Origin of the sequence: Micromonospora sp. CA-269861, assembly GCF_050948505.1 — a bacterium.
Taxonomy (GTDB): Bacteria; Actinomycetota; Actinomycetes; order Mycobacteriales; family Micromonosporaceae; genus Micromonospora.
In genome coordinates, this window is the sequence record NZ_CP192014.1 from 2,391,274 (window position 1) to 2,412,470 (window position 21,197).

The window sequence follows — 21,197 nt, forward strand, 5'->3', positions numbered from 1 at the left end:
GCGGTGGAGAATGGTGGGCCGGGGAGGGGTGCTGCGACGAACCGGGGGGAGCGGTCGTGCTCGGAACCAGCCTCCTCGGCCGGCTTCGCCGCCGTGACCCGGGTGACGCCATCCTGCGACGCGCGGCACGACTGACGCTCGTCGCGTCCGTCGTCTTCTACGGCTGCCGGTACGGCGCGGGCAGCCCGACGCTCGCCACGTACGGGTTGTTCGGCACGATCGCCGCCGGGTCGTTCGCGCAGCTGCCGGGTCCGGCGCCGCAGCGGGCGCGGATCCTCGTGCTGTCGCTGCCGGCGGTGTGGGCGTTGATCGCGGTGGGCTCGCTCCTGGCGTGGAGCACGTGGGCGGCCGCCGGTGGCATGCTGGTCGTCGGGTTCGTCGTGGCGTTCGCCGGGGTCGGCAACCCGCGCCTGGTGGGGTTGGCGAGCGCGTTCCAGCTCTTCTACATCCTGGCGTCGTTTCCGCCGTACCAGCCGGGCACCCTGCCGGAGCGACTCGGTGGGGTGACGCTCGCCGTCGTGCTGCTCGCCGCGGCCGAGGTTCTCCTCTGGCCCGACCCGGTGCCGGTGTCCTACCGGCAGCGCCTCGCCGAGGCGGCGGACGGCGTCGCCGCCTTCCTCGACGCCACCGTCGAGAGGTTGACCGACCCGCACGCCGTGGCGGGTGACCGGGACACGCGGCGCCAGCGGGCGTACGACGTGGTGGCGGCGATCGCGCTGAACCGCAACCCGCCGGCGTGGGCACCCACCGCGGCGGGCGCTCAGGGCCGGGCGTTGCGGATCTGCGCGGCCGCGTTACGGGAGGTGCTCGCCGAGGCGGACCGGCTGGCGGCGGACGCCCCACCGGAGCCGATCCCGGACCTGGCGGCGGCACGTCTGCTGCGCTCGTGCGCGGACACGACCCGCGCCGCCGGCCGGAGCCTGTCGCCGGGCGCCCCGGCGGCGACCCCGCCGACCTGGACGTGGCCGTCGGACGAGCCGAGGCGGCGTACCCCGTCGGAGCGGGCCAGGTCCGCGACGCGCCGGACGTGCCCCGGTTGTGCCGGGACGCGACCGCACTGGCCCTCGCGGACCAGGTGCGGGTCTTCGCCGTCGGTTGCCGGGTGGCCACCGGGGCGTCGCTTGAGGGCGACGACGCCTCCTCGGGGCTGTTCGAGTACGCCCGGCGCAGCCCGTGGACGCTGTACTGGTGGCAGTTCCGCTCCCACCTGGCGCCGAGCTCGGCCCACCTGCACAGCTCACTGCGGCTGGCCGTGGCGCTCGCCATCGCCCGGGTGGCCGCCGGATTGTTGCAGCTGAACCACGGTTTCTGGGTGCTGCTGGCCACCCTCACTGTCCTGCGTACCTCGGCCGCCGACACCCGCACCGCGCTGCGGCCGGCCGTGCTCGGCACGATCGCCGGCGCGGTCGTCAGCGGCGCGGTGATGCTCGTCGTCGACGAGCCGATCGTGTACGCCATCATCCTGCCGATCACCCTGCTGCTGGCCTTCGGCGTCGGTCGCCTGCTCGGCCCGGTGTGGCAGCAGGCGTTGTTCACGGTGCTGCTGACCGTCGTCTTCGCCCAGCTCAGCCCGGGAGGATGGCGGCTCGCCGAGGCCCGCCTCGTCGACGTGCTGCTCGGCGCGGTGATCGGCGTACTCGCCGGTGTGGCGATGTGGCCGCGCGGCGCGGGCCACGACCTGCGGTACAACGCCACCCGCTACCTGGCGGCCACCGCGGACGCTGTCGAACAGACGGTCCGGGCGATGCTCGGCGACGCGCCGCCACCCGAGGATGCCCTCAACCGGGTCCGTCGGCGGATGGTCCTGATCGACTCGTCGTACTGCCAGTACCACTCGGAGCGGCACGATCCACACCGTCAGCAGGTGAACTGGGATGCCGTGCTGAGCGCCGGACACCACGTCGTGCCCGGCGCGGAGTCACTGCTGCGGCGCAACCCGCCCGGCTGCCTCGCCGGCTGGCCCGAGGCGGCGGCGCTGCTGCGGGACTCCGCCGGGCACCTGCGTTCGGCGTACGACGCCCTCGCCGACGAGGTCGCCCACGACCGGACCTCCGGCCCGACGCGGGTCTCGACCACCTGCGTCGACCAGGTGGACCGGATCCGTCCCCTCCTCGGCGCGGCCGACCTCCAGTCGGTCCGGCACCTGGTGGAGGTGGACAGGTGGCTCGCCGGCCTCGCCGACAGCCTCGCCCGCGCCAACCCGTCACGGGAGAAGGGCCGGAGCTGACAGGCCGCCGGTCGCCGATTGGCCGTGCCCGTCGCGGGCCGCTCGGCCTAGCGTCGACGGCATGGAGATCGAGCAGGCGCAGAAGCTGTGGCAGCCGGAGCCGGGCTGGTTGAACACCGCCAGCTACGGGTTGCCGCCGGAGCCGGCGTGGGCGGCGGTGCAGGAGGCCCTCGCCGCCTGGCGGGTTGGTCGTACGTCGTGGGAGGGCTGGGGGGAGTCGACGCACCGGGCCCGGGTCGCCCTCGCCGGCCTCATCGGGGTGCCGGTCGGTGACGTGGCGGTCGGCGCGGCCGTGTCCCAGATCCTCGCGCCGGTCGCGGCGGCGCTGCCGGCCGGTGCCACGGTGGTCGTCCCCGAGGTCGAGTTCACCTCGAATCTCTTCCCCTGGCTGGTGCAGGAGGAGCGTGGCGTCACGGTCCGCGCGGTGCCGCTGGAGTCGCTTGTCGACGCCATCGACGCCGATACCGACCTGGTCGCGTTCAGCCTGGTGCAGTCGGCCGACGGGGCGGTCGCGGCGTACGACGAGATCGTGGCCGCGGCCCGCGCGCACGACGCGCTGGTGGTGGTGGACGCGACCCAGGGGTGCGGCTGGCTGCCGTTCGACGGCAGCCGGGCCGACGTGGTGGCGGTGGGCGGCTACAAGTGGCTGATGAATCCGCGCGGGACCGCGTACGCCTATCTGGCCCCGGCGGTGCGCGAGCGGCTGCGCCCCGACGCCGCCGGCTGGTACGCGGGCCGCGACCCGCACGCCTCCTACTACGGGCCGCCGCTGCGGCTGGCGGACGACGCCCGCCGGTTCGACATCTCACCTGCCTGGTTCAGCTGGGTCGGCGCGGCGCCCGCCCTGGAGGTGGTCGCCGAGATCGGCGTGTCGGCGATCGGGGCGCACAACGTGGCGCTGGCCAACCGGTTCCTGACCGGGCTGGGCCGACCGCCGGGGGAGAGCGCCATCGTCAGCGTGGACGTGCCCGGCGCGGAGCAGCGTCTCGCGGCGGCCGGCATCCGGGCGGCGGTGCGCGCCGGGCGGGTGCGGGCCTCCTTCCACGTCTACTCCACCGAGGCGGATGTGGACGCCGCGCTGACCGCGTTGACCGGCTGAACCCGGCGTCGGGGACGGCGGGTCGTGACCGGCCGTCCCCGACGGCAGCAGGCACCCGGCTCAGGCCAGGTGGCCGCCGATCTTCGTGTAGCCGCGCAGCAGGTCCCGCGAGATGATCAGGCGCTGCATCTCGTCGGTGCCCTCGAAGATCCGGTAGAGCCGGACCTGCCGGTACCAGCGTTCGATCGGCAGCTCCCGGGTGTAGCCCATGCCGCCGTGGATCTGGAGCACCCGGTCGACCACCCGGTTGACCATGCCGGCGCCGTAGAGCTTGCCCATCGACGAGGCGTGCCGGGGGTCCAGGCCCGCGTCGACCGTCCACGCCGAGCGCAGCACCAGCCAGCGGGCCGCCTCCAGCTCCGTCTCCGAGTCGGCGATCATCCACTGGATGGCCTGGTTGGTGCCGATCTTCGCGCCGAACGTCTCCCGGGTGTTGGCGTACTCGATGGCCATCTGCAACACCCGCTCGGCGATGCCGATGGCGTGCGACGGGATGGTGTAGCGCCCCTTGCCGATCCACTCCATGCCGAGCGTGAAGCCCTGCCCGATCTCGCCGAGGATGTTGCGGTGCGGCACGCGTACGCCGTCGAAGATGAGCGACGCGGGCCCGCCCTCGCCCATCGTCTGGATGAACTCCGAGCGCCAACCCATCGACCGGTCCACCAGGAACGCTGTCGCTCCGCCGTTGCGGGCGCCCTTCTCCCGGTCGGTCACCGCGACCACGATGGCGAAGTCGGCGTCGTGACCGCCGGTGATGAAGGTCTTCTCGCCGTCGAGGATCCAGTCGTCGCCGTCGCGGCGGGCGGACAGCCGGATGTTGGCCGCGTCCGATCCGGCGCCCGGTTCGGTGATCGCGAAGCAGGAGCGTCGCTCGCCCTCGATGGTCGGGATGAGGAACTCCCGCTTCTGCTCCTCGGTGGCGTGGAACAGGATGTTGTCCGCCTCGCCGCCGAAGCGGAACGGCACGAACGTGCGGCCCAGCTCGGTCCAGATCAACGACTGGAGTACGGCCGGCAGGTTCATTCCGCCGTACTCCTCCGGGGTGGCCAGGCCCCAGAAGCCGAACTTGCGCGCCTTGAGTTGCAGTTCGCGCACCTCGGAGTGGTCGAGGCCCGGCTGGTGCGCCCGTTCCCGGCGGAGCACCTCCGCTTCCAGGGGCATCACCTCGCGGGTGATGAACGCGCGCACGGTGTCTCGGACGGCGCGTTCCTCGTCGGACAGTGCGAAGTCCACGGTTCCCCCTCGGTCGGCGTGGCTTGTGCGCCGCTGCGGGCCGCAGCGGTCCTTCATAAACTAGCGGTGTAAGTTTTCATTCGTCCAGACCCGTTCTCCGGCCGACGCGGTGACGCCCGCGCGCGGACGGTCCCGGATAGGGTGCGTGAACAGGTGGTTCCCACGGGGAGGGACACCGCAGACCGAGGAGCTCTGACGTGCCCCGACCTCGACGGCCCCTGCTCACCCGCGACCGGATCGTCGAGACGGCGCTCGCGCTCATCGACGCCGACGGGCTCGGCGCGCTCTCCACCCGCCGACTCGCCGCCGCGCTCGGCGTGCAGGGCCCCTCGCTCTACAACCACTTCGCGACCAAGGACGAGATTCTCGACGCCGTCGCCGACACGATCACCGGCGCCGTCGACACCGGTGGCTTCGCCAGTCGGGACTGGCTCGCCGCGCTGCGGGAATGGGCCTGGTCGTACCGACGGGCGCTCACCGCGCACCCGAACATCGTGCCGTACCTGGCGCAGGGCCCGGGTCGTCGACCGGCCGCCCTCGCCATGGCCGACGCGGTCTACGGCAGCCTGGTCCGGGCCGGCTGGCCGCCGGCCCGCGCCACCCACATCGGTGCGGCGCTGCGCTACTTCGTGGCCGGGTCGGCGCTCGGCTCCTTCGCCCGCGGTTTCGTCGAGGACCCGGAGCTGTACGCGGCGCACTACCCGCACCTGCGCCAGGCCCACCGGCTCGCCGAGCACCAGCAGAGCGTGGACGAGGGCGCCTTCGCCCTCGGCCTGGACGCCCTGCTGCACGGTCTGGCCGCCGAGTACACCCGCACCGTCGACACGGTGGAGTCCGGCCGGCCCAACGGGTAGCGTCCAAACTCCCAGCGCTAGTTTCATCGCCCGTCGCGACCCCGTCACCACCGCCCATCGCCCACCCCCGAAGGGACGACATGGACCTCGCCGCCCCGCCGTCGCAGTTGCCCGACTCCCTGCGCCTCCGGCGTCACCTGCACATCGGTGGGGAGTGGACGTCTCCCGCCGACGCCGATTCGATCGACGTGGAGAACCCGAGCACCGGGGAGCTGGTCGGGCAGGTGCCGGCCGGCACCCCGGCCGACGTGGATCGCGCCGTGGCCGCGGCCCGCGCCGCGTTCCCCGGCTGGTCGTCCGCCACTCCCGCCGAGCGCTCCGCCCACCTCGACCGGCTGCACACGGCGCTCACCACCCGCGCCGACGACCTCGCCCGCACGATCGCCGTGGAGCAGGGCTCGCCGCTCAAGTTCGCCACCCGGGTGCAGGTCGGGCTCCCGTTGACAGTGCTGCGTGACCACGTGGCGCTCGCCGCCCGCGCGCCGGTCGAGGAGAGCATCGGCAACTCGCTCGTCGTCCGCGAGCCGATCGGCGTGGTCGGCGCGATCACCCCGTGGAACTACCCGCTGCACCAGGTGATGGCGAAGCTCGCGTCCGCCCTGGCCGCCGGCTGCACTGTGGTGCTCAAGCCCAGCGAGCTGACCCCGTTGACCGCGTACCTGCTCTTCGACGCGGTCACCGAAGCCGGGTTGCCGCCAGGGGTGCTCAACCTGGTCCCCGGCACCGGGCCGGTGGTCGGCGAGGCTCTCGCCGGGCACCCCGACGTCGACCTGGTCTCCTTCACCGGCTCCACCGCCACCGGCGCGCGGATCATGCGGCTCGCCGCCGACCGGATCGCCCGGGTCGCGCTGGAGCTGGGCGGCAAGTCCGCCAACGTGATCCTCCCCGACGCCGACCTGGCCAAGGCCGTCAAGGTGGGCGTCGGCAACGCCCTGCTCAATTCCGGGCAGACCTGCACCGCGTGGACCCGGATGTTGGTGCACCGCGACAGGTACGACGAAGCCCTCCACCTGATCGCCACGGCGGTGGCCGGCTATCGACTCGGGGACCCGTTCGACCCGGCGACCCGGCTCGGCCCGCTGGTCTCCGCCGCTCAGGCCGAACGCGTGCGCGGCCACGTCGACCGGGCCCTCGCCGACGGTGCCCGGCTTGTCGCCGGCGGGCCGGACACTCCGGTGCCGACCCGGGGGCACTTCGTCGCCCCGACCGTCTTCGCCGACGTGCACCCCGACAGCGCGCTCGCCCAGGAGGAGGTCTTCGGCCCGGTGCTCGCCGTCATCCCGTTCGCCGACACCGACGAGGCGGTCACCATCGCCAACAACTCGAAGTACGGGCTGGCCGGCGCGGTCTGGTCCGCCGACACCGACGCGGCGCTCGCGGTGGCCCGGCGCCTGCGTACCGGCGCTGTCGACATCAACGGCGCCCCGTTCAACCCGCTCGCCCCGTTCGGTGGCTACAAGCAGTCCGGCCTCGGCCGGGAGCTGGGCGTGCACGGGCTGGCCGAGTTCTGCGAGCTGAAGGCGATCCAGCGATGACCGACCCCGAGCTGTCCCCGGCCGCGCCGGGGGGCGGCACCGAGCCGGCGTCCGCGCCGGTCATCGTCCGCGCGCTGGTCGCGCGTGGGTCCGGCGCCGAGCTGCGGGTCGAGCGGGTACGCCTGCCCGCGCCCGGCCCCGGCGAGGTGCGGGTGACGATCCGGGCGGCAGGTGTCTGCCACTCCGACCTGTCCATGGTCAACGGCACCCTCGCCGCGAGGTTCCCGCTGGTCCTCGGGCACGAGGCGACCGGAGTGGTGGCCGAGACCGGGCCGGGCGTGGACCTGGCCGTCGGCACACCGGTCGTACTCAACTGGGCACCTGCCTGCCGGGCCTGCTGGTGGTGCCGACGCGGCGAGCCGTGGCTCTGCGCCGACACCACGGCCCCGACCGTGCCGCGCGGCGAGACCGACGACGGGGTCCCGCTGCACCTGACCCTCGGCCTCGGCGCGCTCGCCGAGGCGGTGGTGGTACCCGAGCGCGCTGTCATCCCGATCCCCGCCGGGCTGCCGCCCGAGCAGGCCGCACTGCTCGGCTGCGCGGTGCTCACCGGCGTCGGCGCGGTCCGCAACACCGCCCGGGTGGCGCCCGGCGAGTCGGTCGCGGTCGTCGGTCTCGGTGGGGTCGGGCTCGCCGTGCTGAGCGCGGCCCGCCGGGCCGGTGCCACGACGATCCTCGCCATCGACGTCGCGGAGGCGAAACGGGACCTGGCGCTCGCCGCCGGGGCGACCGACTTCCTGCTCTCCGACGACCGGCTCTCCAAGGAGGTACGGGCGCGCACCGAGAGTCGCGGCGTCGACCACGCCTTCGAGTGCGTCGGTCGGGCCGCCACCATCCGCGCCGCCTGGCGGCTCACCCGACGTGGGGGAGCGGTGACGGTGGTCGGCATGGGCGCGAAGGACGACATGGTCAGCCTCGGCGCGTTGGACATCTTCCACTCCGCGCGCACGTTGCGTTCCTCGGTGTACGGCTCGTCCGATCCGGACCGGGAGGTGCCGGTGCTGGCTGCCGAGCTCGCCGACCGCGCACTGGATCTGGGTGTGCTGGTCAGCGGAACGATTCCGTTGGACGAGGCGCCCGCGGCGTTCGACCGGCTGGCGCGGGGCGAGGGCGCCCGCTGGGTGGTCACCCTGGCCTGACGCTCGTCACCGCCGTGATCGCAGCACGTCGACCCCGCAGCCCGGTGCGGGCGGTCGAAGCCGTGCTCGACGGGCCTGTCGGGGACGACAGGCCTGCGTGGTCGGGTGCCCGGGGCTGACCCAGGAAGGGCCAACCCGGGGCACCCGGGTGACGGGAGTCGTGCGACAGGTCAGAAGGGCGGTGCGTCCTCGCCCATCAGCGCCAGCACGACGCCGCCCTTGCCGCTCTTGAGGCCCTGGACCACTACCTTGCCGGTGCTGCCGTCGGGCAGCTCCAGGGTGAAGGTCTTCCCGACCGCGTTCTTGGGGCCGTTGCCGGCGCTGTTGGCGGGTCGGAAGTCGCCCGCCCACGGCGGAACCCCGCCCCTACGGGCCGGCTCGGCGAAGAGTGCGGCGGTGCCGGGGGTCCTGGTGCCGTCCGACGAAAGGAGCACTGAGGCGCTGCGAAAGGTAGCCATATGCGCCAAGGCTAACCCGGACCGTGCCCATTCCGGGCACCACAGCTGCCCGTGACGGCGATTCGGTCGACATCCCGCCCCCAGTCGTTGCGTCGGGGGCTATACCTAGCAGTATTATGCATCGTACTTCTAGGTCTAGGAACGGGAGGCTTCGTGAAGGTCGCCAAGGATCTGGTCGCCGCCTCGGCGACACCGATGGTGCTCGGCATCCTGGCCGAGGGCGAGAGTTACGGCTACGCCATCCTCAGGCGGATCAACGAGTTGTCCGGGGGCGAGCTGGACTGGACCGAAGGGCTGCTCTACCCGCTGCTGCACCGGCTCGAGCGCCTCGGCTATCTGGAGTCGAGCTGGCAGTCGGTCGCCGGCGAGCGCAAGCGCAAGTACTACCGCGTCACCGACCGGGGCCTGGCTGAGCTGGCCGAACAGCGCCGGCAGTGGGACACCGTCGTGGGCGCGCTCAAGGAGATCTGGCACGACCGCGCGCCGCTGACCGTGCACCCGTTGGAGGGCCTCGCATGACGGCGCACGACGGGTCGGAGGAGTTGGAGGCGCAGTTCGAGCAGTGGCGCCAGTACGTGCTCCGCCGCCGGGAGTTGCAGGCGGTGGACGCCGACGAGCTGGAAGACCACCTTCGCGGCTCCGTCGACGAACTGGTCGCCGCCGGCCTGAGCCCGGACGAGGCGTTCCTGGTCGCGGTGAAACGGATGGGCAGCCTCGACGAACTCTCCCGCGAGTTCGCCCGGGAACATTCCGAGCGGCTCTGGAAGCAGTTGGTGCTGACCGGCGACTCCGCCAGCCCGGTCGGCGGCACCCGCCCCCGGCGGGAGCTGTGGGTCATGCTCGGCTGCGCGGCGGGTGCGCTGGCGTCCGTCAAGGTGCCGGCGCTGTTCGGGCTGAGCTTCGCCGACGACGGCTCGTTCTACGCCCGGAACTTCACCCTGTTCGCGCTGCCCTGGCTGGCGGTCTACCTGGCCTGGCGCCGGGGAGCCCGACGGCCGGTGATCGCGGCACTGGCGCTGCTCTTCGTCCTCGGCGCCGTGGCGGCCAACGCCTACCCCCTGGCGGACGACTCGCAGTCCGTGGTCGTCACAAGCGTCCACCTCCCCATCGCCCTGTGGCTCGTTGTCGGTCTGGCCTACGTCGCCGACGACTGGCGCTCGTCGCGTCGACGAATGGACTTCATCCGGTTCACCGGCGAGTGGTTCATCTACCTCGTGTTGATGGCCCTCGGCGGCGGCGTGCTCTCCGCGTTCCTGTTCAACACCTTCGCGGCCATCGGAATCGTCCCGGAGGAGTTCATCTCGCAGTGGCTCCTGCCCTGCGGCGCCGCGGCCGCGGTCGTCGTGGCCGGGTGGCTCGTCGAGGCCAAGCAGAGTGTCGTCGAGAACATCGCGCCGGTCCTCACCCGGCTGTTCACCCCGCTCTTCACGGCCGCCCTGCTCGCCTTCCTCGTCGCTGTCGTCTGGACCAGCCACGGCATCGACGTCGAGCGCGAGGCGCTGATCCTGTTCGACCTCCTGCTGGTGGTGGTGCTGGGGTTGCTGCTCTACTCGCTCTCGGCCCGCGACCCGCTGGCCCCGCCCGGCCCGTTCGACAAACTCCAGCTCGCGCTCGTGGTCAGCGCGTTGGCCATCGACGTGCTGGTGTTGGTGGAGATCACCGGGCGCATCACCGACGACTACGGCGGTACGCCCAACCGGGCGGCCGCGCTCGGCGAGAACGTGATCCTCCTGGTCAACCTCGCCTGGTCGGCGTGGCTCCTGCTGACCTTCATCCGCCGGCGCACGCCGTTCGCGGCGCTGGAACGGTGGCAGACCGGCTACCTGCCGGTGTACGCCGCCTGGGCCTGGATCGTGGTCCTCGTCTTCCCGCCGCTGTTCAGCTACGCCTAGCCGCCGAAGTCAACGCGGAGCCGGCCCACCCGCGGCGGGTGGGCCGGCAACCGGTCACTTGCCGGTGACGATGCCCGGGTTGATGCAGAGCCCCGGGTTGGCGCCGTTCTTCTCCGCGATCTCCAGACAGCGGGTCACCTTGTCGACCTTTGCGTTGGTCTCGGTGATCTGCTTGGAGATCTCGGCGTTCTTGCGGTCCTGCTCCAGGTTGCGGGTCTGCGCCAGCTTGTCCTGGAACGCCTTGATGTTGCCCTCGGTCTTGTCGTCGTGGTTAACCCGGGTGATGGTCACCGAAAGGATGTCCACGTCGGTGGCGAGGCGGGTCTCCGCGCTGGTCTTGATGTTCGCGGCGAACGGCTTCAGGTCGACGTTGAGGTCACCGGTCTGGGCGTCGATCTTCTCCAGCGGGTTGTACGCGGCGAAGGCGTCGTTGACCGCGCTGTCGAGCTGCACGCCGACCCGCTGACCCCGGAAGCTGCCGAAGTCGCCCTTGTAGTCCATGAACTGCTTCGGGGCGTTCTCCGGCTTGACCTGCCACTCGACGAGCACCTCGACACAGGCGTCGGCGAGGGTGCCGGTGCGCACGCGTACGCAGTTGTTGCCGCCGATGTGGTCGTACTTCTGTCGGCCCGCGTCCCACTCGCCGACCTTCTGCCAGGGCGCCACCCACTTCAGGCCGGAGCCGGTCACCTCGCCGGTGGGCTTGCCGAAGCTGGTGACGATGCCGACCGAGCGGATGGGCACCGAGTGGGCGCTGGAGGCGACGCCGACCACCAGGGTGAGAGCGAGGAAGCCGAGCGCCGCGAGGGCGGCCATCCGCTTCAGCGACCGTGCGGGGGCGACGAGGGCGACGACGGCGCTGACCGCCAGGGCGACGGCGAAGACGATCGCCATGGTGAAGCCGACGGGCATGGGGTGAGGACCTTCCGATGGGCTGTGTGGATCATCAACCTAGGGGGTCCGGTCAAGTCGACGGCACTGGGGAGTGGCGTTCACGCACGTCAATTGCGGGTCGAATATGGAGCCCATCGACATGGTTCGACTCCGCCGGCCCGCCGTAGGTTTCGTCCACGCGACGGGCCTGTGACCACGGTCACCGAACCGACCGTCGCCGCGACGTGCGGAGGATGAGGCGATGGCCGGGCAAGCGCTCCTGTCGGCCCGTGGGCTGACCCGCGACTTCCGGGGCTTCCGGGCGGTCGACGACGTCGACCTCGACGTGGCGTCGGACAGTGTGCACGCGCTGGTCGGCCCGAACGGCGCGGGCAAGACCACTTTGTTCAACCTGCTCACCGGCTTCCTGCGACCCAGTGGTGGACAAATCGAGCTGGCCGGGCGGGACATCACCGGGCTGCCTCCGGAGCAGGTGGCACGACTCGGCGTGGCCCGCTCGTTCCAGATCACCAGCCTCTTTCCCCAGCTGTCGGCGCGCGAGCACGTCGCCCTGGCGTTGCAGTCGCCGAGCGGCCTGGGCTGGCGGTTCTGGCGGTCGGCGAAGCTGATGGGCCGCTACACCGAACGGGCCGACGAACTGCTGGCCATGGTGGGGCTGGCCGAGCTGGCGCACGCCCCCTCCGCGGCCCTGGCGTACGGCCGCAAACGCGCCCTGGAGTTGGCCATCGCCCTGGCGTTGGACCCGAAGGTGCTGTTGCTCGACGAGCCGACCGCGGGCATGGGCCTGGAGGACGTCGACCGCACCGTCGAGCTGATCGGCCGGGTCCGCCAGGGCCGGACAGTGGTGATGGTCGAGCACAACATGAGCGTGGTCGGCCGTCTCGCCGACACCGTGACAGTGCTCCAGGCCGGCAAGGTCCTCGTCGAGGGCCCGTACGAGCAGGTGCGCGCCGACGAGCGCGTGATCACCGCCTACCTGGGAGCCGCCGATGCTGCGCATTGAGAACCTGTCCGCCTTCTACGGCGAGGCGCAGGTGTTGCGCGACGTCAGCCTCGAGGTCTCCGCCGGCGAGGTGGTCACCCTGGTCGGCCGCAACGGTGCCGGCAAGTCCACCCTGCTGCGCTGCGTGATGGGGCTGCACCCCGGTCAGCGCGGCACCGTGGAACTGGACGGGCGGGACATCACGAGGTTGCCGGCGCACAAACGGGCCCGCCTGGGGCTGGGCTGGGTGCCCGACGACAGGGGCAGCTACGCCACGTTGACGGTCACCGAGAACCTCACGCTGCCACCCACTGTCGGCCCCGACCCGTGGTCGCTGGAGCGGGTGTACGAGGCGTTCCCGGCCCTGTACACCCGGCGCGACTCCGCGGCCACCATGCTCTCCGGCGGCGAGCAGCAGATGCTCGCGCTGGCCCGGGTGCTGCGGATGGGCGCTCGGCTACTGCTCTGCGACGAGCCCACCGAGGGGCTGTCGCCACTGCTGGTGCAGCAGGTCGGCGACCTGCTGCGCGAGGCCAAGCGGCACGGGGTGACAGTGCTGCTCGTCGAACAGAACCTGCACTTCGCCACAGGTGTCGCCGACCGGCACTACCTGCTCGCCGAGGGCCGTGTCGCCGAGGCGATGGACAACTCCGAGGTGCGTTCGCGCGAACGCGAACTGCTCGCGTACCTCGGGATCTGAATTTTCTCAACGACGACCCGCGCGACGACGCACGGGATGGATGGAGTGGGCATGCGCAGGACGATGGGTGTGGCCGCGGCGTCGGCCGTGGTGGTGCTGGTCGCCGGATGCGGCGGCGGTGGCCCTCAGTCGAGTGGCGACCAGAAGCTGACCGGCGACAAGATCGTGCTGGGCGTGCTCAACGACCAGTCCGGGGCGTACTCGGAGTTGTCCGGGAAGAACTCGGTGGCGGCGGTGGAGATGGCCATCGCCGACTTCACCGCGAAGTACGGCGACAAGGCGGTGACCCGTGACATCACCGTGGAGACCGCCGACCACCAGAACAAGCCGGACGTGGCCAACTCCAAGGCCCAGGAGATGTACGACCGCAAGGGCGTCGACCTGATCCTGGACGTGCCCACCTCGTCGGCCGCGCTGAAGGTCGCCGACGTGGCGAAGGAGAAGAAGAAGCTCTACTTCAACATCGGTGCGGCGACCACCGACCTGACCGGCAAGAGCTGCAACAAGTACACCTTCCACTACGCGTACGACACGTACATGCTGGCCAACGGCACCGGGAAGACCACCACCGAGCAGATCGGCAAGAACTGGTACATCCTCTACCCGAACTACGCCTTCGGTCAGGACATGGAGAAGAGCTTCTCCACAGCGATCACGGCGGCCGGCGGCACTGTCGTCGGCAAGGACGGGGCGCCCTTCCCGAACACCAGCGGTGACTTCTCCACCTTCCTGCTCAAGGCGCCGGGCCTGAACCCGAAGCCGGACGTGCTGGGCACCATGCAGGCCGGCGCGGAGCTGGTGAATGTGGTGAAGCAGTACAACGAGTTCAAGCTGCGGGACAAGGGCGTCGGCCTGGCGGTGGGGCTGATGTTCCTCACCGACATCCACTCGCTCACCCCGGCCGCGCTGGCCGGCACCACGTACACCGACGCCTGGTACTGGAACTTCGACGCCAAGAACCGGGAGTTCGCCGATCGCTTCCAGCAGAAGGCCGGCACCCGGCCGACCTTCGCGCACGCCGCCAACTACTCCGCCGCGTTGCAGTACCTGGAGGCCGTGCAGGCGGCCGGCACCGACGACGCGGACGCCGTGGTCAAGGGCCTGGAGGGCAAGACGGTCGAGGACGTCTTCCTGCGCAACGGGAAGATCCGCGCCGAGGACCACCGGGTGGTGCACGACGCGTACCTGGCCCAGGTGAAGCCGCAGTCCGAGGTCAGCGAGCCGTGGGACTACGTGAAGGTGCTCAAGACGATCCCCGCCGCGGAGGCGTTCCGCGCGCCCTCCGCGGACTGCAAGCTATGAGCGGATTCGCGCAGAACACGTTCAACGGGTTGGTGAGCGGGGCGTTCTACGCCCTGCTCGCCCTCGGGCTCGCTGTCATCTTCGGCATGCTGCGGGTGGTCAACTTCGCCCATGGCGCGTTCTACATGCTCGGCGCGTTCGGGGCGTACGTGCTGCTCACCGAGGCGGGCGTGCCGTTCTGGGCCGCCCTGGTGATCATGCCGGTGGGGCTGGGGCTGCTCGGCATGGCGCTGGAACGCGCGGTGATCCACCGGCTGACCACACTGGACCCGCTCTACAACTTCCTGCTCACCTTCGGTCTGACGCTGATCCTGCAGGACCTGGTGAAACTGCGCTACGGCGTGCAGTCCAGCCCGTACCAGACGCCGTCGCTGTTGAGCGGGTCGGTCGACTTCGGGCTGTTCGACTTCCCCACGTACCGGGTGTTCATCCTCGGCTTCACGGTGCTGCTCTGCGTCGCCGTGTGGTGGGTGCTGACCCGGACCCGGATCGGCATGGTGGTCCGCGCGTCCACCGAGCGGCCGGACCTGACCCGCGCGTTCGGCATCGACGTCGGACGGTGGGTGACCCCGGTCTTCGGCTTCGGCATCGGGCTGGCCGGCCTCGCCGGCGTGCTGGCCGCGCCGATGCGCGCCGTCAACCCGTTGATGGGCGCCGACCTGATCATCGTGGTGTTCGCCGTGGTGGTGATCGGCGGGCTGGGCTCGATCTTCGGGTCGGTCGCCGCCGGCTTCGGCATCGGGCTGGTGCAGGCGTGGGGTGAGGCGTACCTCTCCAACTTCCCGCTCGTCTCGCAGACGATCGTCTTCGTCGTGATGGCCGGTGTGCTGCTCTGGCGCCCGGCCGGCCTGTTCGGTCGGGAGGAGGCCCCCGCATGACCAACACCGTGGACACTCCCACCGACGCGTCCCGCTCGACGCCGCCGTCCGGGCTGATCGCCGTGGCCCGGGCCCCCGGCTGGGTGCGGTACGCGCTGCTCGCCGTCGGCCTGGCCGTCGCGGCGTGGCTGCCCAACGGCCTCTACCCGGCGGTCGCGGTGGACATCCTCTGCTGGGCGCTGTTCGCCGTGGCGGTGGACCTGCTGCTCGGCTTCACCGGGCTGATGTCCTTCGGGCACGCCGCCTTCTGGGGCACCTCCGCGTACGTCACCGGGCTGGTGGCCATCCACGCCGGCCTGCCGTTCCCCCTCGCGGTGCTGGCCGGGGCCCTCGCCGCGGCCGTGCTGGCGGTGCCGATCGGGTACCTGGCGGTCAAGCGGACCGGCATCTACTTCGCCATGGTGACCCTGGCCTTCGCGCAGATGGTCTACTACGTGGCCAACGAGTGGCGCTCGGTGACCCAGGGCGAGAACGGTCTCCAGGGGGTGCCCCGCGAGCTGTTCGGCGTCGACCTCACCGACGACTACTTCTTCTACTACGCGATCCTGCCGATCGTGCTGCTCGGGCTCGCCGCCGCCTGGCGGATCGTGCACTCACCGTTCGGTCGGGTGCTTGTCGGCATCCGGGACAACCCCGCCCGGGCTCGGGCCCTGGGCTACCCGGTGCACCGCTACAAACTCACCGCGTTCGTGCTCTCCGGCTTCATCGCCGGCCTCGGCGGCGGGTTGTTCGCGGTCGGCCACCGGTTCGTCTCGCTGGACGTGCTGCACTGGACCACCTCCGGCAAGGCGGTCATCGTGGTGGTGCTGGGCGGGATCGGCACCCTGTGGGGTGGGGTGCTCGGCGCGGCCCTCGTGGTCCGGCTGGAGGACTGGTTGTCGTTCTCCGGGTTCGAGGCGATCGGCCTGGTGACCGGCGGCATCTTCGTCCTCGTCGTGGTGCTGTTCCGGCGCGGCATCTGGGGCAGCCTGGCCGCGCTGGCCCACCGGCTGGCGGCCCGTCGCCGCTGAAATCACGCGGCGGCGCATCCGCCGGGCGCCCTCCGAGCGAACCCCCGGGTAGAGAACGTCTACCCGGGGGTACGTCTGGTGCTGACCGATCCGATGCCGGCGGAGGCCGTGGAGATCGCGCACAAGCAACTGTCGCTGGCGGCCGAGGACCTGGACGCCAACCGCGTCGCCTCGGTGCTGCTGGAGTCTGTCGAGGCGTGGGGCGTGCCGGCGCTCTGGGAGCAGGTCTGCCGTCCGCTGCTGGCCCGGCTGTCGGGGCGTACCGCCGCCGAGGTCGTCATCGAGCACGCCCTCTTCGAGGGCGTCCGGGTCGGGTTGGACGCGTACCGCCGGGAGCCGGGCCGGTCACTGCCCGCCGGCGGGGTGCTGCTGGCCGGCGCCGAGAAGGAGGGGCACGGCCTGGGTCTGCTCGCGCTCGCCGCCGCGTTGCGTGAGCAGGGTCGCGGCTGTCTGAACCTCGGCCCCGCGCTGCCCTGGTCCGCACTCACGAGCGCGGTGTACCGGGCGCGTCCGCGCACCGTCGTGCTCTGGTCGCAGACGCCGCTCACCGGCCGCGCGTACCGCCTGGTGCGCTTCGCCCGGGACTTCCCGCTCCTTCGGGTGTACGCCGCGGGGCCGGGCTGGATCGAGCCGTTCGGCCCTCCGGCGATCCGTCTCGGCACGCTGCCGGACGCCGTCGCCGCCTGCCTGGCGGTCGGGCCGAGGCGTGATGCCCACCACATACGATACGGATCGGTACCGTATCGTTAATGGGCGTCGTAGGCTGACCCGCGTTACGAGTCTGACCCGTATCGTATTTCGGGTGACCAGCGTGGGGGGAAAGCACGGCATGGAGCTGCACAACAACACGGGACACCCGAGGCGGTGGGCGATCCTGGGGGTGCTGGTGATCAGCCTCCTCGTGGTCGTCCTCGACAACACGATCCTCAACGTCGCCCTGCGCACCCTGGCCGACCCGGTGCACGGCCTCGGCGCCAGCCAGGGCGAGCTGGAGTGGTCCATCAACTCCTACACGCTCGTCTTCGCCGGGCTGCTGTTCACCTTCGGAGTGCTCGGCGACCGCGCCGGCCGCAAGCGCTTCCTGATGATCGGCCTGGTGCTGTTCGGCCTGGCGTCGCTGCTCTCCGCGTACGCCCAGAGCCCCGGACAGCTCATCGCGGCCCGCGCCCTGATGGGGGTCGGCGGCGCGGCCATCATGCCGGTGACGCTGTCGATCATCTCCAACGTCTTCGACCCGCGCGAGCGCGGTCGGGCCATCGGTGTCTGGGCCGGCGCTGTCGGTCTCGCCGTGGCGATCGGCCCGATCCTCGGCGGCGCTCTGCTGGAGCACTTCTGGTGGGGCTCGGTCTTCCTGATCAACGTGCCGGTGGTCGCCGCCGGCGTGGTCCTGGTGGCGCTGCTGGTGCCCGAGTCGCGTGACCCGCGCCCGGGCCGGGTCGACGTGCTCGGCGTCCTGCTCTCCGTGGTCGGCCTGGTCGCCCTCTCCTACGGCATCATCGACGGCGGCGAGCACGGCTTCGACCGCCCGGTGGCCTGGGGCTCGATCCTGGTCGGCATCGCGGTGCTGGGCTGGTTCGTGCAGCACGAGCGGCGCAGCGACCACCCGTCGCTGGACGTCCGACTGTTCAGGGTGCCGCGCTTCGCCGCGCCGGTCGCCATCGTCGGCCTGGTGTTCTTCGCCGCGATGGGCTCGATGTTCTTCGGCTCGTTCTACCTGCAACTCGTGCGCGACTACAGCCCGCTGCAGACCGGTCTGCTCTTCCTGCCCTTCGCCGGCGCCCAGCTGATCTTCGCGCCGCGCAGCGCCGCGATGGTCCGCCGCTACGGCGGTAAGGCCGTCGCCACCGTCGGGTTGGCGCTGACAGTGGTGTCCCTCGGCGCGTTCGTCTTCATCGGCGACTCCACCCCGATCTGGATCGTGCTGCTCGTCTTCCTCATCCAGGGCGCCGGGATGGCCAACATCATGCCGCCGGCCACCGAGTCGATCATGTCGGCGCTGCCCCGGGAGAAGGCCGGTGTCGGCTCCGCGGTCAGCAACACCATCCGCCAGGTGGCCGGCGCGCTCGGCGTGGCCGTCCTCGGCTCGGTGCTCTCCGCTGTCTACCGCAGCGACATCGGTGACGCGCTGACCGGTCTGCCCACGCAGGCCCAGGACGCGGCGAACGAGTCGATCTCCGGTGCGTACGCGGCGGCGGGTCAGCTCGGCCCGGCGGCGCCGGGACTGATCTCGGCGGCCAACGACGCCTTCGTCACCGCCATGCACTGGGCGGCCGGGCTCTCCGCGGTGATCGCCGCGCTCGGGATCATCGTGGTGCTGCGCTGGATGCCGGGCAAGGAGGACACGAGCGTCGCCCCGGCGGCTCCGGTCGCCGAGCCTGAATTGGCCGGTACGGCATAGGTTCGGGGAGAATGGCGGACATGACGTCCACTGCCGATGCTCCGCGGTCGCCCGGGCGACCGCGGAGCATCCGCGCCGATGAGGCGATCATCGAGGCCACCCTCGACCTGCTCGCCGAGGGCAGCACCATCGAGGCGCTCTCGATCGAGGCGATCGCCACCCGCGCCGGGGTCGGCAAGGCCACCATCTACCGCCGCTGGGCCGGCAAGGACGCGTTGCTGCTGGACGCGCTGCGGCGACTCAAGGGCGTCATGGCCCAGCCGGCGGGCCACTCCGTCCGCGACGACCTGGTGCTGCTGGTCGGCGCGATCGGCAAGAACGTCGACCCGCGGGCGGCCAAGATCATGCCTTGCCTGGCACCCGCCGTGAACCGCAGCGCGGACCAGTTCCAGCTCTACCAGAACATCATCGCGCCCCGGCGGCAGCTCATGCGCGAGGTGCTGCGGCGCGGCATCGACGAGGGAGTGCTCCGCGCCGACATCGACGTCGAGGTGACGATGGCGCTGCTCACCGGGCCGATGCTGATCCAGCGGGTGCTGCAGTGGAACCCCGACCTGGACGAACAGTCCCTGCCCGAACGGGTCGTCGACGCCGTGCTGGAGGGCATCCGGGCCCGCTGACGCCGGGCGTTCGGTCGGTGGTGGTCGTGTCCGCCGGCCGGCTGCGGTCAGCCGGCCGGCGCGCGCAGCCGGTGCAGGCGCAGCGCGAGCTGCACCTCCAGAGCCCGCTCGGGCCGCTGCCAGTCGACGCCGAGCAACTGCCCGACCCGCTCCAACCGCTGAGTCACCGTGTTGACGTGCACGTGCAGCTGCTCGGCGGCGCGAGCCAGGCTGCCACCCACCCCGAAGTACGCCTCCAGCGTCTTCACCAGGGCCGTGCCGCGCCGGGCGTCGTAGTCGAGCACCGGCCCGACGGTGGCGCTGAGGAACTCGGTCACGTCCTTCTCGCCCCGGTCACCGACCGTGCCCAGCAACAGCCCGACGAAGCCCAGCTCCACAGTGCTCGCGCCCTGCCCGGCGCGGCCCAGCGCGCCCAGCGCCGTCAGGCACCGGTCCGCCTCCTGGAACGTCCCGGCCAGCGCCGAGGGCGTGTTCGACGGGCCACTCGCCCCGGCGGTCACCGGTCGACCTGTCACCCGGGACAGGTCCCGGGCCACCGCGCGGGCGCTGCCGCCCGCGTCCAACCCCGGCAGCATCAGCACCACCCGGCCGTCGCGCGCCGCGGCCAGGCCGCCGCGCGCCGAGGCGTACGTGGTGGCCCAGGAGAGCACCCGCTGCCGAGCCGAGCCGGTCGCGGCGATCGCGTCGTCGCCCACCGCCACCAGCACGTGCGGCGCGTCCAGGTCCACACCGAGCCGACGGGCCCGACTGCGCAGCGCGTCGGTGTCGCGCAGCGGGCGGGCGATCAGGTCGTCCAGCAACTCGCCACGCACCCGCCCCTCCGCCTCCGCGACGGTCCGGCGGAACAGCAGCAGCAACGCCGTCACCAACGCGGCCCGTTCCAGGATGCGCTGGTCGGCGTCGACCAACTCGTCGTCCGGGCGCAGCACCAGGGCGCCCAGGTTCTCCGCGCCGGCCACCACTGCCGCGTACCAGAGCGGACCCCGGCGTACGCTGCGCCCCTCGGTCCGGGAAGCGGCCACCGCCTCGACGATGTCCGCGCGGTCCGGCTCCTCGATCTCACCCACCCGGGCCAGCAGGCGACCCTCGGCGTCCAGCGCCAGCAGCGCGCCGCCCAGCACCTCGGTCACCGCCGCCGCCACGTCCTCCACGCCGCCGCCGCGCAGCACCAGCGCGGTCATCCGGTCGTGTGCCGCCGCCGCCCGCTCCACCGAGCTGCTGTGCGCCCTGATGGTGGTGTTCGCCGCCGACAACTCGGCCAACGCCGAACGGGTCTCGGTCAGCAGCCGGGCGGTGTCGATCGCCACCGCGGCGTGCGCGGCCAGCGACACCAGCAGCGCCACCTCCTCCCGGACGAACGGCCGGGCCGAACGGTTGGCCGCGTAGAGCACACCGATCGAGGTCGAGCCGAGCCGCAGCGGCACCCCGAGGATCGCCACCAGACCCTCCTCGCCCACACCGGCGTCGATCTCGCCGGTGTGGTGGAAGCGCGCGTCCTCGCCGTAGTTCGCGGTGACGTACGGGGCACCGGACTGGGCCACCAGGCCACCGAGACCGGCGCCCATCGGCAGGCGCAGCCGCTGGAAACGGGCCGAGACCGACCCGTCGGTCACCCGCATGTAGGTGTCGCCGCGTTCGTCGTCGTTCAGCGTCATGTACGCCACGTCGGCGCCGAGCAGGTGCCGGGCCCGGTGCACGATCGCCCGCAGGACATCGTCCAGGTCGCGTAGCCCGGCCAGGTCGCTGACCGTGTCGTACAGACCGGACAGCTCGCTCTCCCGGCGGCGCCGACGCTCCAGCAGCGCGCGGACCCGCAGCGCCACCGACTTCGCCTGCTCCAGCTCGGCCAGCCGGTCCGGCGGCAGCCCGGCGGCCCGCGCGGCCACCAGCGGTCCCTCGAACTCGACCGCCGCGGCCTCTCGGGCGAGCAGCTCCAGGAACTCCACCGGCGATGACATGGTCGACATTGTGCTCAG

At 71.9% G+C, this 21,197-nt stretch carries 19 protein-coding genes and 1 pseudogene; 16 read left to right on the plus strand and 4 right to left on the minus strand.

Annotation, left to right across the window (positions count from 1 at the left end; all coding sequences use genetic code 11):
- Positions 1–56: 56 nt before the first annotated feature.
- The 3 genes and pseudogenes from ACQP0U_RS10985 to ACQP0U_RS10995 form a co-directional block, all read left to right on the plus strand.
- Positions 57–620, plus strand: a pseudogene (locus ACQP0U_RS10985) (FUSC family protein); the annotation flags it as partial.
- Positions 621–1,273: 653 nt separating this feature from the next.
- The gene (locus tag ACQP0U_RS10990; protein ID WP_433318085.1) at positions 1,274–2,227 is read left to right on the plus strand and encodes an FUSC family protein; all 954 of its coding nucleotides are present in this window, start codon (positions 1,274–1,276) and stop codon (positions 2,225–2,227) included.
- A gap of 61 nt (positions 2,228–2,288) precedes the next feature.
- Positions 2,289–3,326 (plus strand): aminotransferase class V-fold PLP-dependent enzyme, encoded by a 1,038-nt coding sequence (locus ACQP0U_RS10995; RefSeq protein WP_433318087.1) that lies wholly within the window; start codon positions 2,289–2,291, stop codon positions 3,324–3,326.
- A 60-nt stretch (positions 3,327–3,386) separates the two neighbouring features.
- Here ACQP0U_RS10995 and ACQP0U_RS11000 read toward each other — a convergent pair whose 3' ends face one another.
- Positions 3,387–4,559, minus strand: a complete 1,173-nt coding sequence (locus ACQP0U_RS11000; protein WP_196922268.1) for an acyl-CoA dehydrogenase family protein — start codon at positions 4,557–4,559, stop codon at positions 3,387–3,389.
- 197 nt (positions 4,560–4,756) lie between these two features.
- Between ACQP0U_RS11000 and ACQP0U_RS11005 the strand changes: the two genes are divergently transcribed.
- From ACQP0U_RS11005 to ACQP0U_RS11015, 3 genes are all read left to right on the plus strand, one after another.
- Complete coding sequence (locus ACQP0U_RS11005; RefSeq protein WP_433318089.1) at positions 4,757–5,413, plus strand: TetR/AcrR family transcriptional regulator C-terminal domain-containing protein; 657 nt, start codon at positions 4,757–4,759, stop codon at positions 5,411–5,413.
- 80 nt (positions 5,414–5,493) lie between these two features.
- A complete protein-coding gene (locus tag ACQP0U_RS11010) occupies positions 5,494–6,948 on the plus strand; it encodes an aldehyde dehydrogenase family protein (protein ID WP_433318091.1) in 1,455 nt (484 codons plus the stop codon).
- Positions 6,945–8,087: an alcohol dehydrogenase catalytic domain-containing protein gene (locus ACQP0U_RS11015; protein WP_433318092.1), complete on the plus strand. Its 1,143-nt coding sequence runs from the start codon at positions 6,945–6,947 to the stop codon at positions 8,085–8,087. Before ACQP0U_RS11010 ends, ACQP0U_RS11015 begins: the two co-directional genes overlap by 4 nt.
- Before the next feature lie 170 nt (positions 8,088–8,257).
- Here ACQP0U_RS11015 and ACQP0U_RS11020 read toward each other — a convergent pair whose 3' ends face one another.
- Positions 8,258–8,545: a hypothetical protein gene (locus tag ACQP0U_RS11020; RefSeq protein WP_357187099.1), complete on the minus strand. Its 288-nt coding sequence runs from the start codon at positions 8,543–8,545 to the stop codon at positions 8,258–8,260.
- 153 nt (positions 8,546–8,698) lie between these two features.
- On the opposite strand from ACQP0U_RS11020, the gene ACQP0U_RS11025 reads away from it, so the two are divergent.
- Both ACQP0U_RS11025 and ACQP0U_RS11030 read left to right on the plus strand, forming a co-directional pair.
- Complete coding sequence (locus ACQP0U_RS11025; RefSeq protein ID WP_433318094.1) at positions 8,699–9,064, plus strand: PadR family transcriptional regulator; 366 nt, start codon at positions 8,699–8,701, stop codon at positions 9,062–9,064.
- Entirely contained in the window at positions 9,061–10,437 is a 1,377-nt protein-coding gene (locus ACQP0U_RS11030; protein WP_433318096.1) for a permease prefix domain 1-containing protein, read from the plus strand. Before ACQP0U_RS11025 ends, ACQP0U_RS11030 begins: the two co-directional genes overlap by 4 nt.
- Positions 10,438–10,491: 54 nt before the next feature.
- On the opposite strand, the gene ACQP0U_RS11035 is transcribed toward ACQP0U_RS11030, so the two are convergent.
- Complete coding sequence (locus ACQP0U_RS11035; protein WP_366341427.1) at positions 10,492–11,349, minus strand: SPFH domain-containing protein; 858 nt, start codon at positions 11,347–11,349, stop codon at positions 10,492–10,494.
- Positions 11,350–11,572: 223 nt separating this feature from the next.
- Between ACQP0U_RS11035 and ACQP0U_RS11040 the strand changes: the two genes are divergently transcribed.
- From ACQP0U_RS11040 to ACQP0U_RS11075, 8 genes are all read left to right on the plus strand, one after another.
- Positions 11,573–12,334, plus strand: a complete 762-nt coding sequence (locus ACQP0U_RS11040; protein WP_433318098.1) for an ABC transporter ATP-binding protein — start codon at positions 11,573–11,575, stop codon at positions 12,332–12,334.
- Complete coding sequence (locus ACQP0U_RS11045; protein WP_112606145.1) at positions 12,321–13,013, plus strand: ABC transporter ATP-binding protein; 693 nt, start codon at positions 12,321–12,323, stop codon at positions 13,011–13,013. Before ACQP0U_RS11040 ends, ACQP0U_RS11045 begins: the two co-directional genes overlap by 14 nt.
- Before the next feature lie 51 nt (positions 13,014–13,064).
- A complete protein-coding gene (locus ACQP0U_RS11050; RefSeq protein WP_433318100.1) occupies positions 13,065–14,315 on the plus strand; it encodes an ABC transporter substrate-binding protein in 1,251 nt (416 codons plus the stop codon).
- Positions 14,312–15,193 (plus strand): branched-chain amino acid ABC transporter permease, encoded by an 882-nt coding sequence (locus ACQP0U_RS11055; RefSeq protein WP_433318102.1) that lies wholly within the window; start codon positions 14,312–14,314, stop codon positions 15,191–15,193. The genes ACQP0U_RS11050 and ACQP0U_RS11055 overlap by 4 nt, the downstream gene beginning before the upstream one ends.
- On the plus strand, positions 15,190–16,203 hold the full coding sequence (locus tag ACQP0U_RS11060; RefSeq protein ID WP_433318104.1) for a branched-chain amino acid ABC transporter permease: 1,014 nt from the start codon (positions 15,190–15,192) through the stop codon (positions 16,201–16,203). The genes ACQP0U_RS11055 and ACQP0U_RS11060 overlap by 4 nt, the downstream gene beginning before the upstream one ends.
- A 78-nt stretch (positions 16,204–16,281) precedes the next feature.
- A complete protein-coding gene (locus ACQP0U_RS11065; protein WP_433318106.1) occupies positions 16,282–16,953 on the plus strand; it encodes a transcriptional regulator in 672 nt (223 codons plus the stop codon).
- Positions 16,954–17,032: 79 nt separating this feature from the next.
- The gene (locus ACQP0U_RS11070) at positions 17,033–18,601 is read left to right on the plus strand and encodes an MFS transporter (protein ID WP_433320759.1); all 1,569 of its coding nucleotides are present in this window, start codon (positions 17,033–17,035) and stop codon (positions 18,599–18,601) included.
- An 11-nt stretch (positions 18,602–18,612) separates the two neighbouring features.
- Positions 18,613–19,221: a TetR/AcrR family transcriptional regulator gene (locus tag ACQP0U_RS11075; RefSeq protein WP_433318108.1), complete on the plus strand. Its 609-nt coding sequence runs from the start codon at positions 18,613–18,615 to the stop codon at positions 19,219–19,221.
- A 47-nt stretch (positions 19,222–19,268) separates the two neighbouring features.
- Here the strand turns inward: ACQP0U_RS11075 and ACQP0U_RS11080 are convergent, their stop codons facing one another.
- Positions 19,269–21,188: a helix-turn-helix domain-containing protein gene (locus ACQP0U_RS11080; RefSeq protein ID WP_433318110.1), complete on the minus strand. Its 1,920-nt coding sequence runs from the start codon at positions 21,186–21,188 to the stop codon at positions 19,269–19,271.
- Positions 21,189–21,197: the final 9 nt, after the last annotated feature.

What these genes read in the sequence shown, in the direction of transcription:
- ACQP0U_RS11045 (WP_112606145.1), top strand. Translation starts at nt 12,321, where the DNA reads ATGCTGCGCATTGAGAACCTGTCCGCCTTCTACGGCGAGGCGCAGGTG.
- ACQP0U_RS11080 (WP_433318110.1), bottom strand. Translation starts at nt 21,188, where the DNA reads ATGTCGACCATGTCATCGCCGGTGGAGTTCCTGGAGCTGCTCGCCCGA.
- ACQP0U_RS11035 (WP_366341427.1), bottom strand. Translation starts at nt 11,349, where the DNA reads ATGCCCGTCGGCTTCACCATGGCGATCGTCTTCGCCGTCGCCCTGGCG.
- ACQP0U_RS11020 (WP_357187099.1), bottom strand. Translation starts at nt 8,545, where the DNA reads ATGGCTACCTTTCGCAGCGCCTCAGTGCTCCTTTCGTCGGACGGCACC.
- ACQP0U_RS11050 (WP_433318100.1), top strand. Translation starts at nt 13,065, where the DNA reads ATGCGCAGGACGATGGGTGTGGCCGCGGCGTCGGCCGTGGTGGTGCTG.
- ACQP0U_RS11075 (WP_433318108.1), top strand. Translation starts at nt 18,613, where the DNA reads ATGGCGGACATGACGTCCACTGCCGATGCTCCGCGGTCGCCCGGGCGA.
- ACQP0U_RS11070 (WP_433320759.1), top strand. Translation starts at nt 17,033, where the DNA reads ATGGAGCTGCACAACAACACGGGACACCCGAGGCGGTGGGCGATCCTG.
- ACQP0U_RS11010 (WP_433318091.1), top strand. Translation starts at nt 5,494, where the DNA reads ATGGACCTCGCCGCCCCGCCGTCGCAGTTGCCCGACTCCCTGCGCCTC.
- ACQP0U_RS11030 (WP_433318096.1), top strand. Translation starts at nt 9,061, where the DNA reads ATGACGGCGCACGACGGGTCGGAGGAGTTGGAGGCGCAGTTCGAGCAG.
- ACQP0U_RS11060 (WP_433318104.1), top strand. Translation starts at nt 15,190, where the DNA reads ATGACCAACACCGTGGACACTCCCACCGACGCGTCCCGCTCGACGCCG.
- ACQP0U_RS11055 (WP_433318102.1), top strand. Translation starts at nt 14,312, where the DNA reads ATGAGCGGATTCGCGCAGAACACGTTCAACGGGTTGGTGAGCGGGGCG.
- ACQP0U_RS11040 (WP_433318098.1), top strand. Translation starts at nt 11,573, where the DNA reads ATGGCCGGGCAAGCGCTCCTGTCGGCCCGTGGGCTGACCCGCGACTTC.
- ACQP0U_RS11015 (WP_433318092.1), top strand. Translation starts at nt 6,945, where the DNA reads ATGACCGACCCCGAGCTGTCCCCGGCCGCGCCGGGGGGCGGCACCGAG.
- ACQP0U_RS10995 (WP_433318087.1), top strand. Translation starts at nt 2,289, where the DNA reads ATGGAGATCGAGCAGGCGCAGAAGCTGTGGCAGCCGGAGCCGGGCTGG.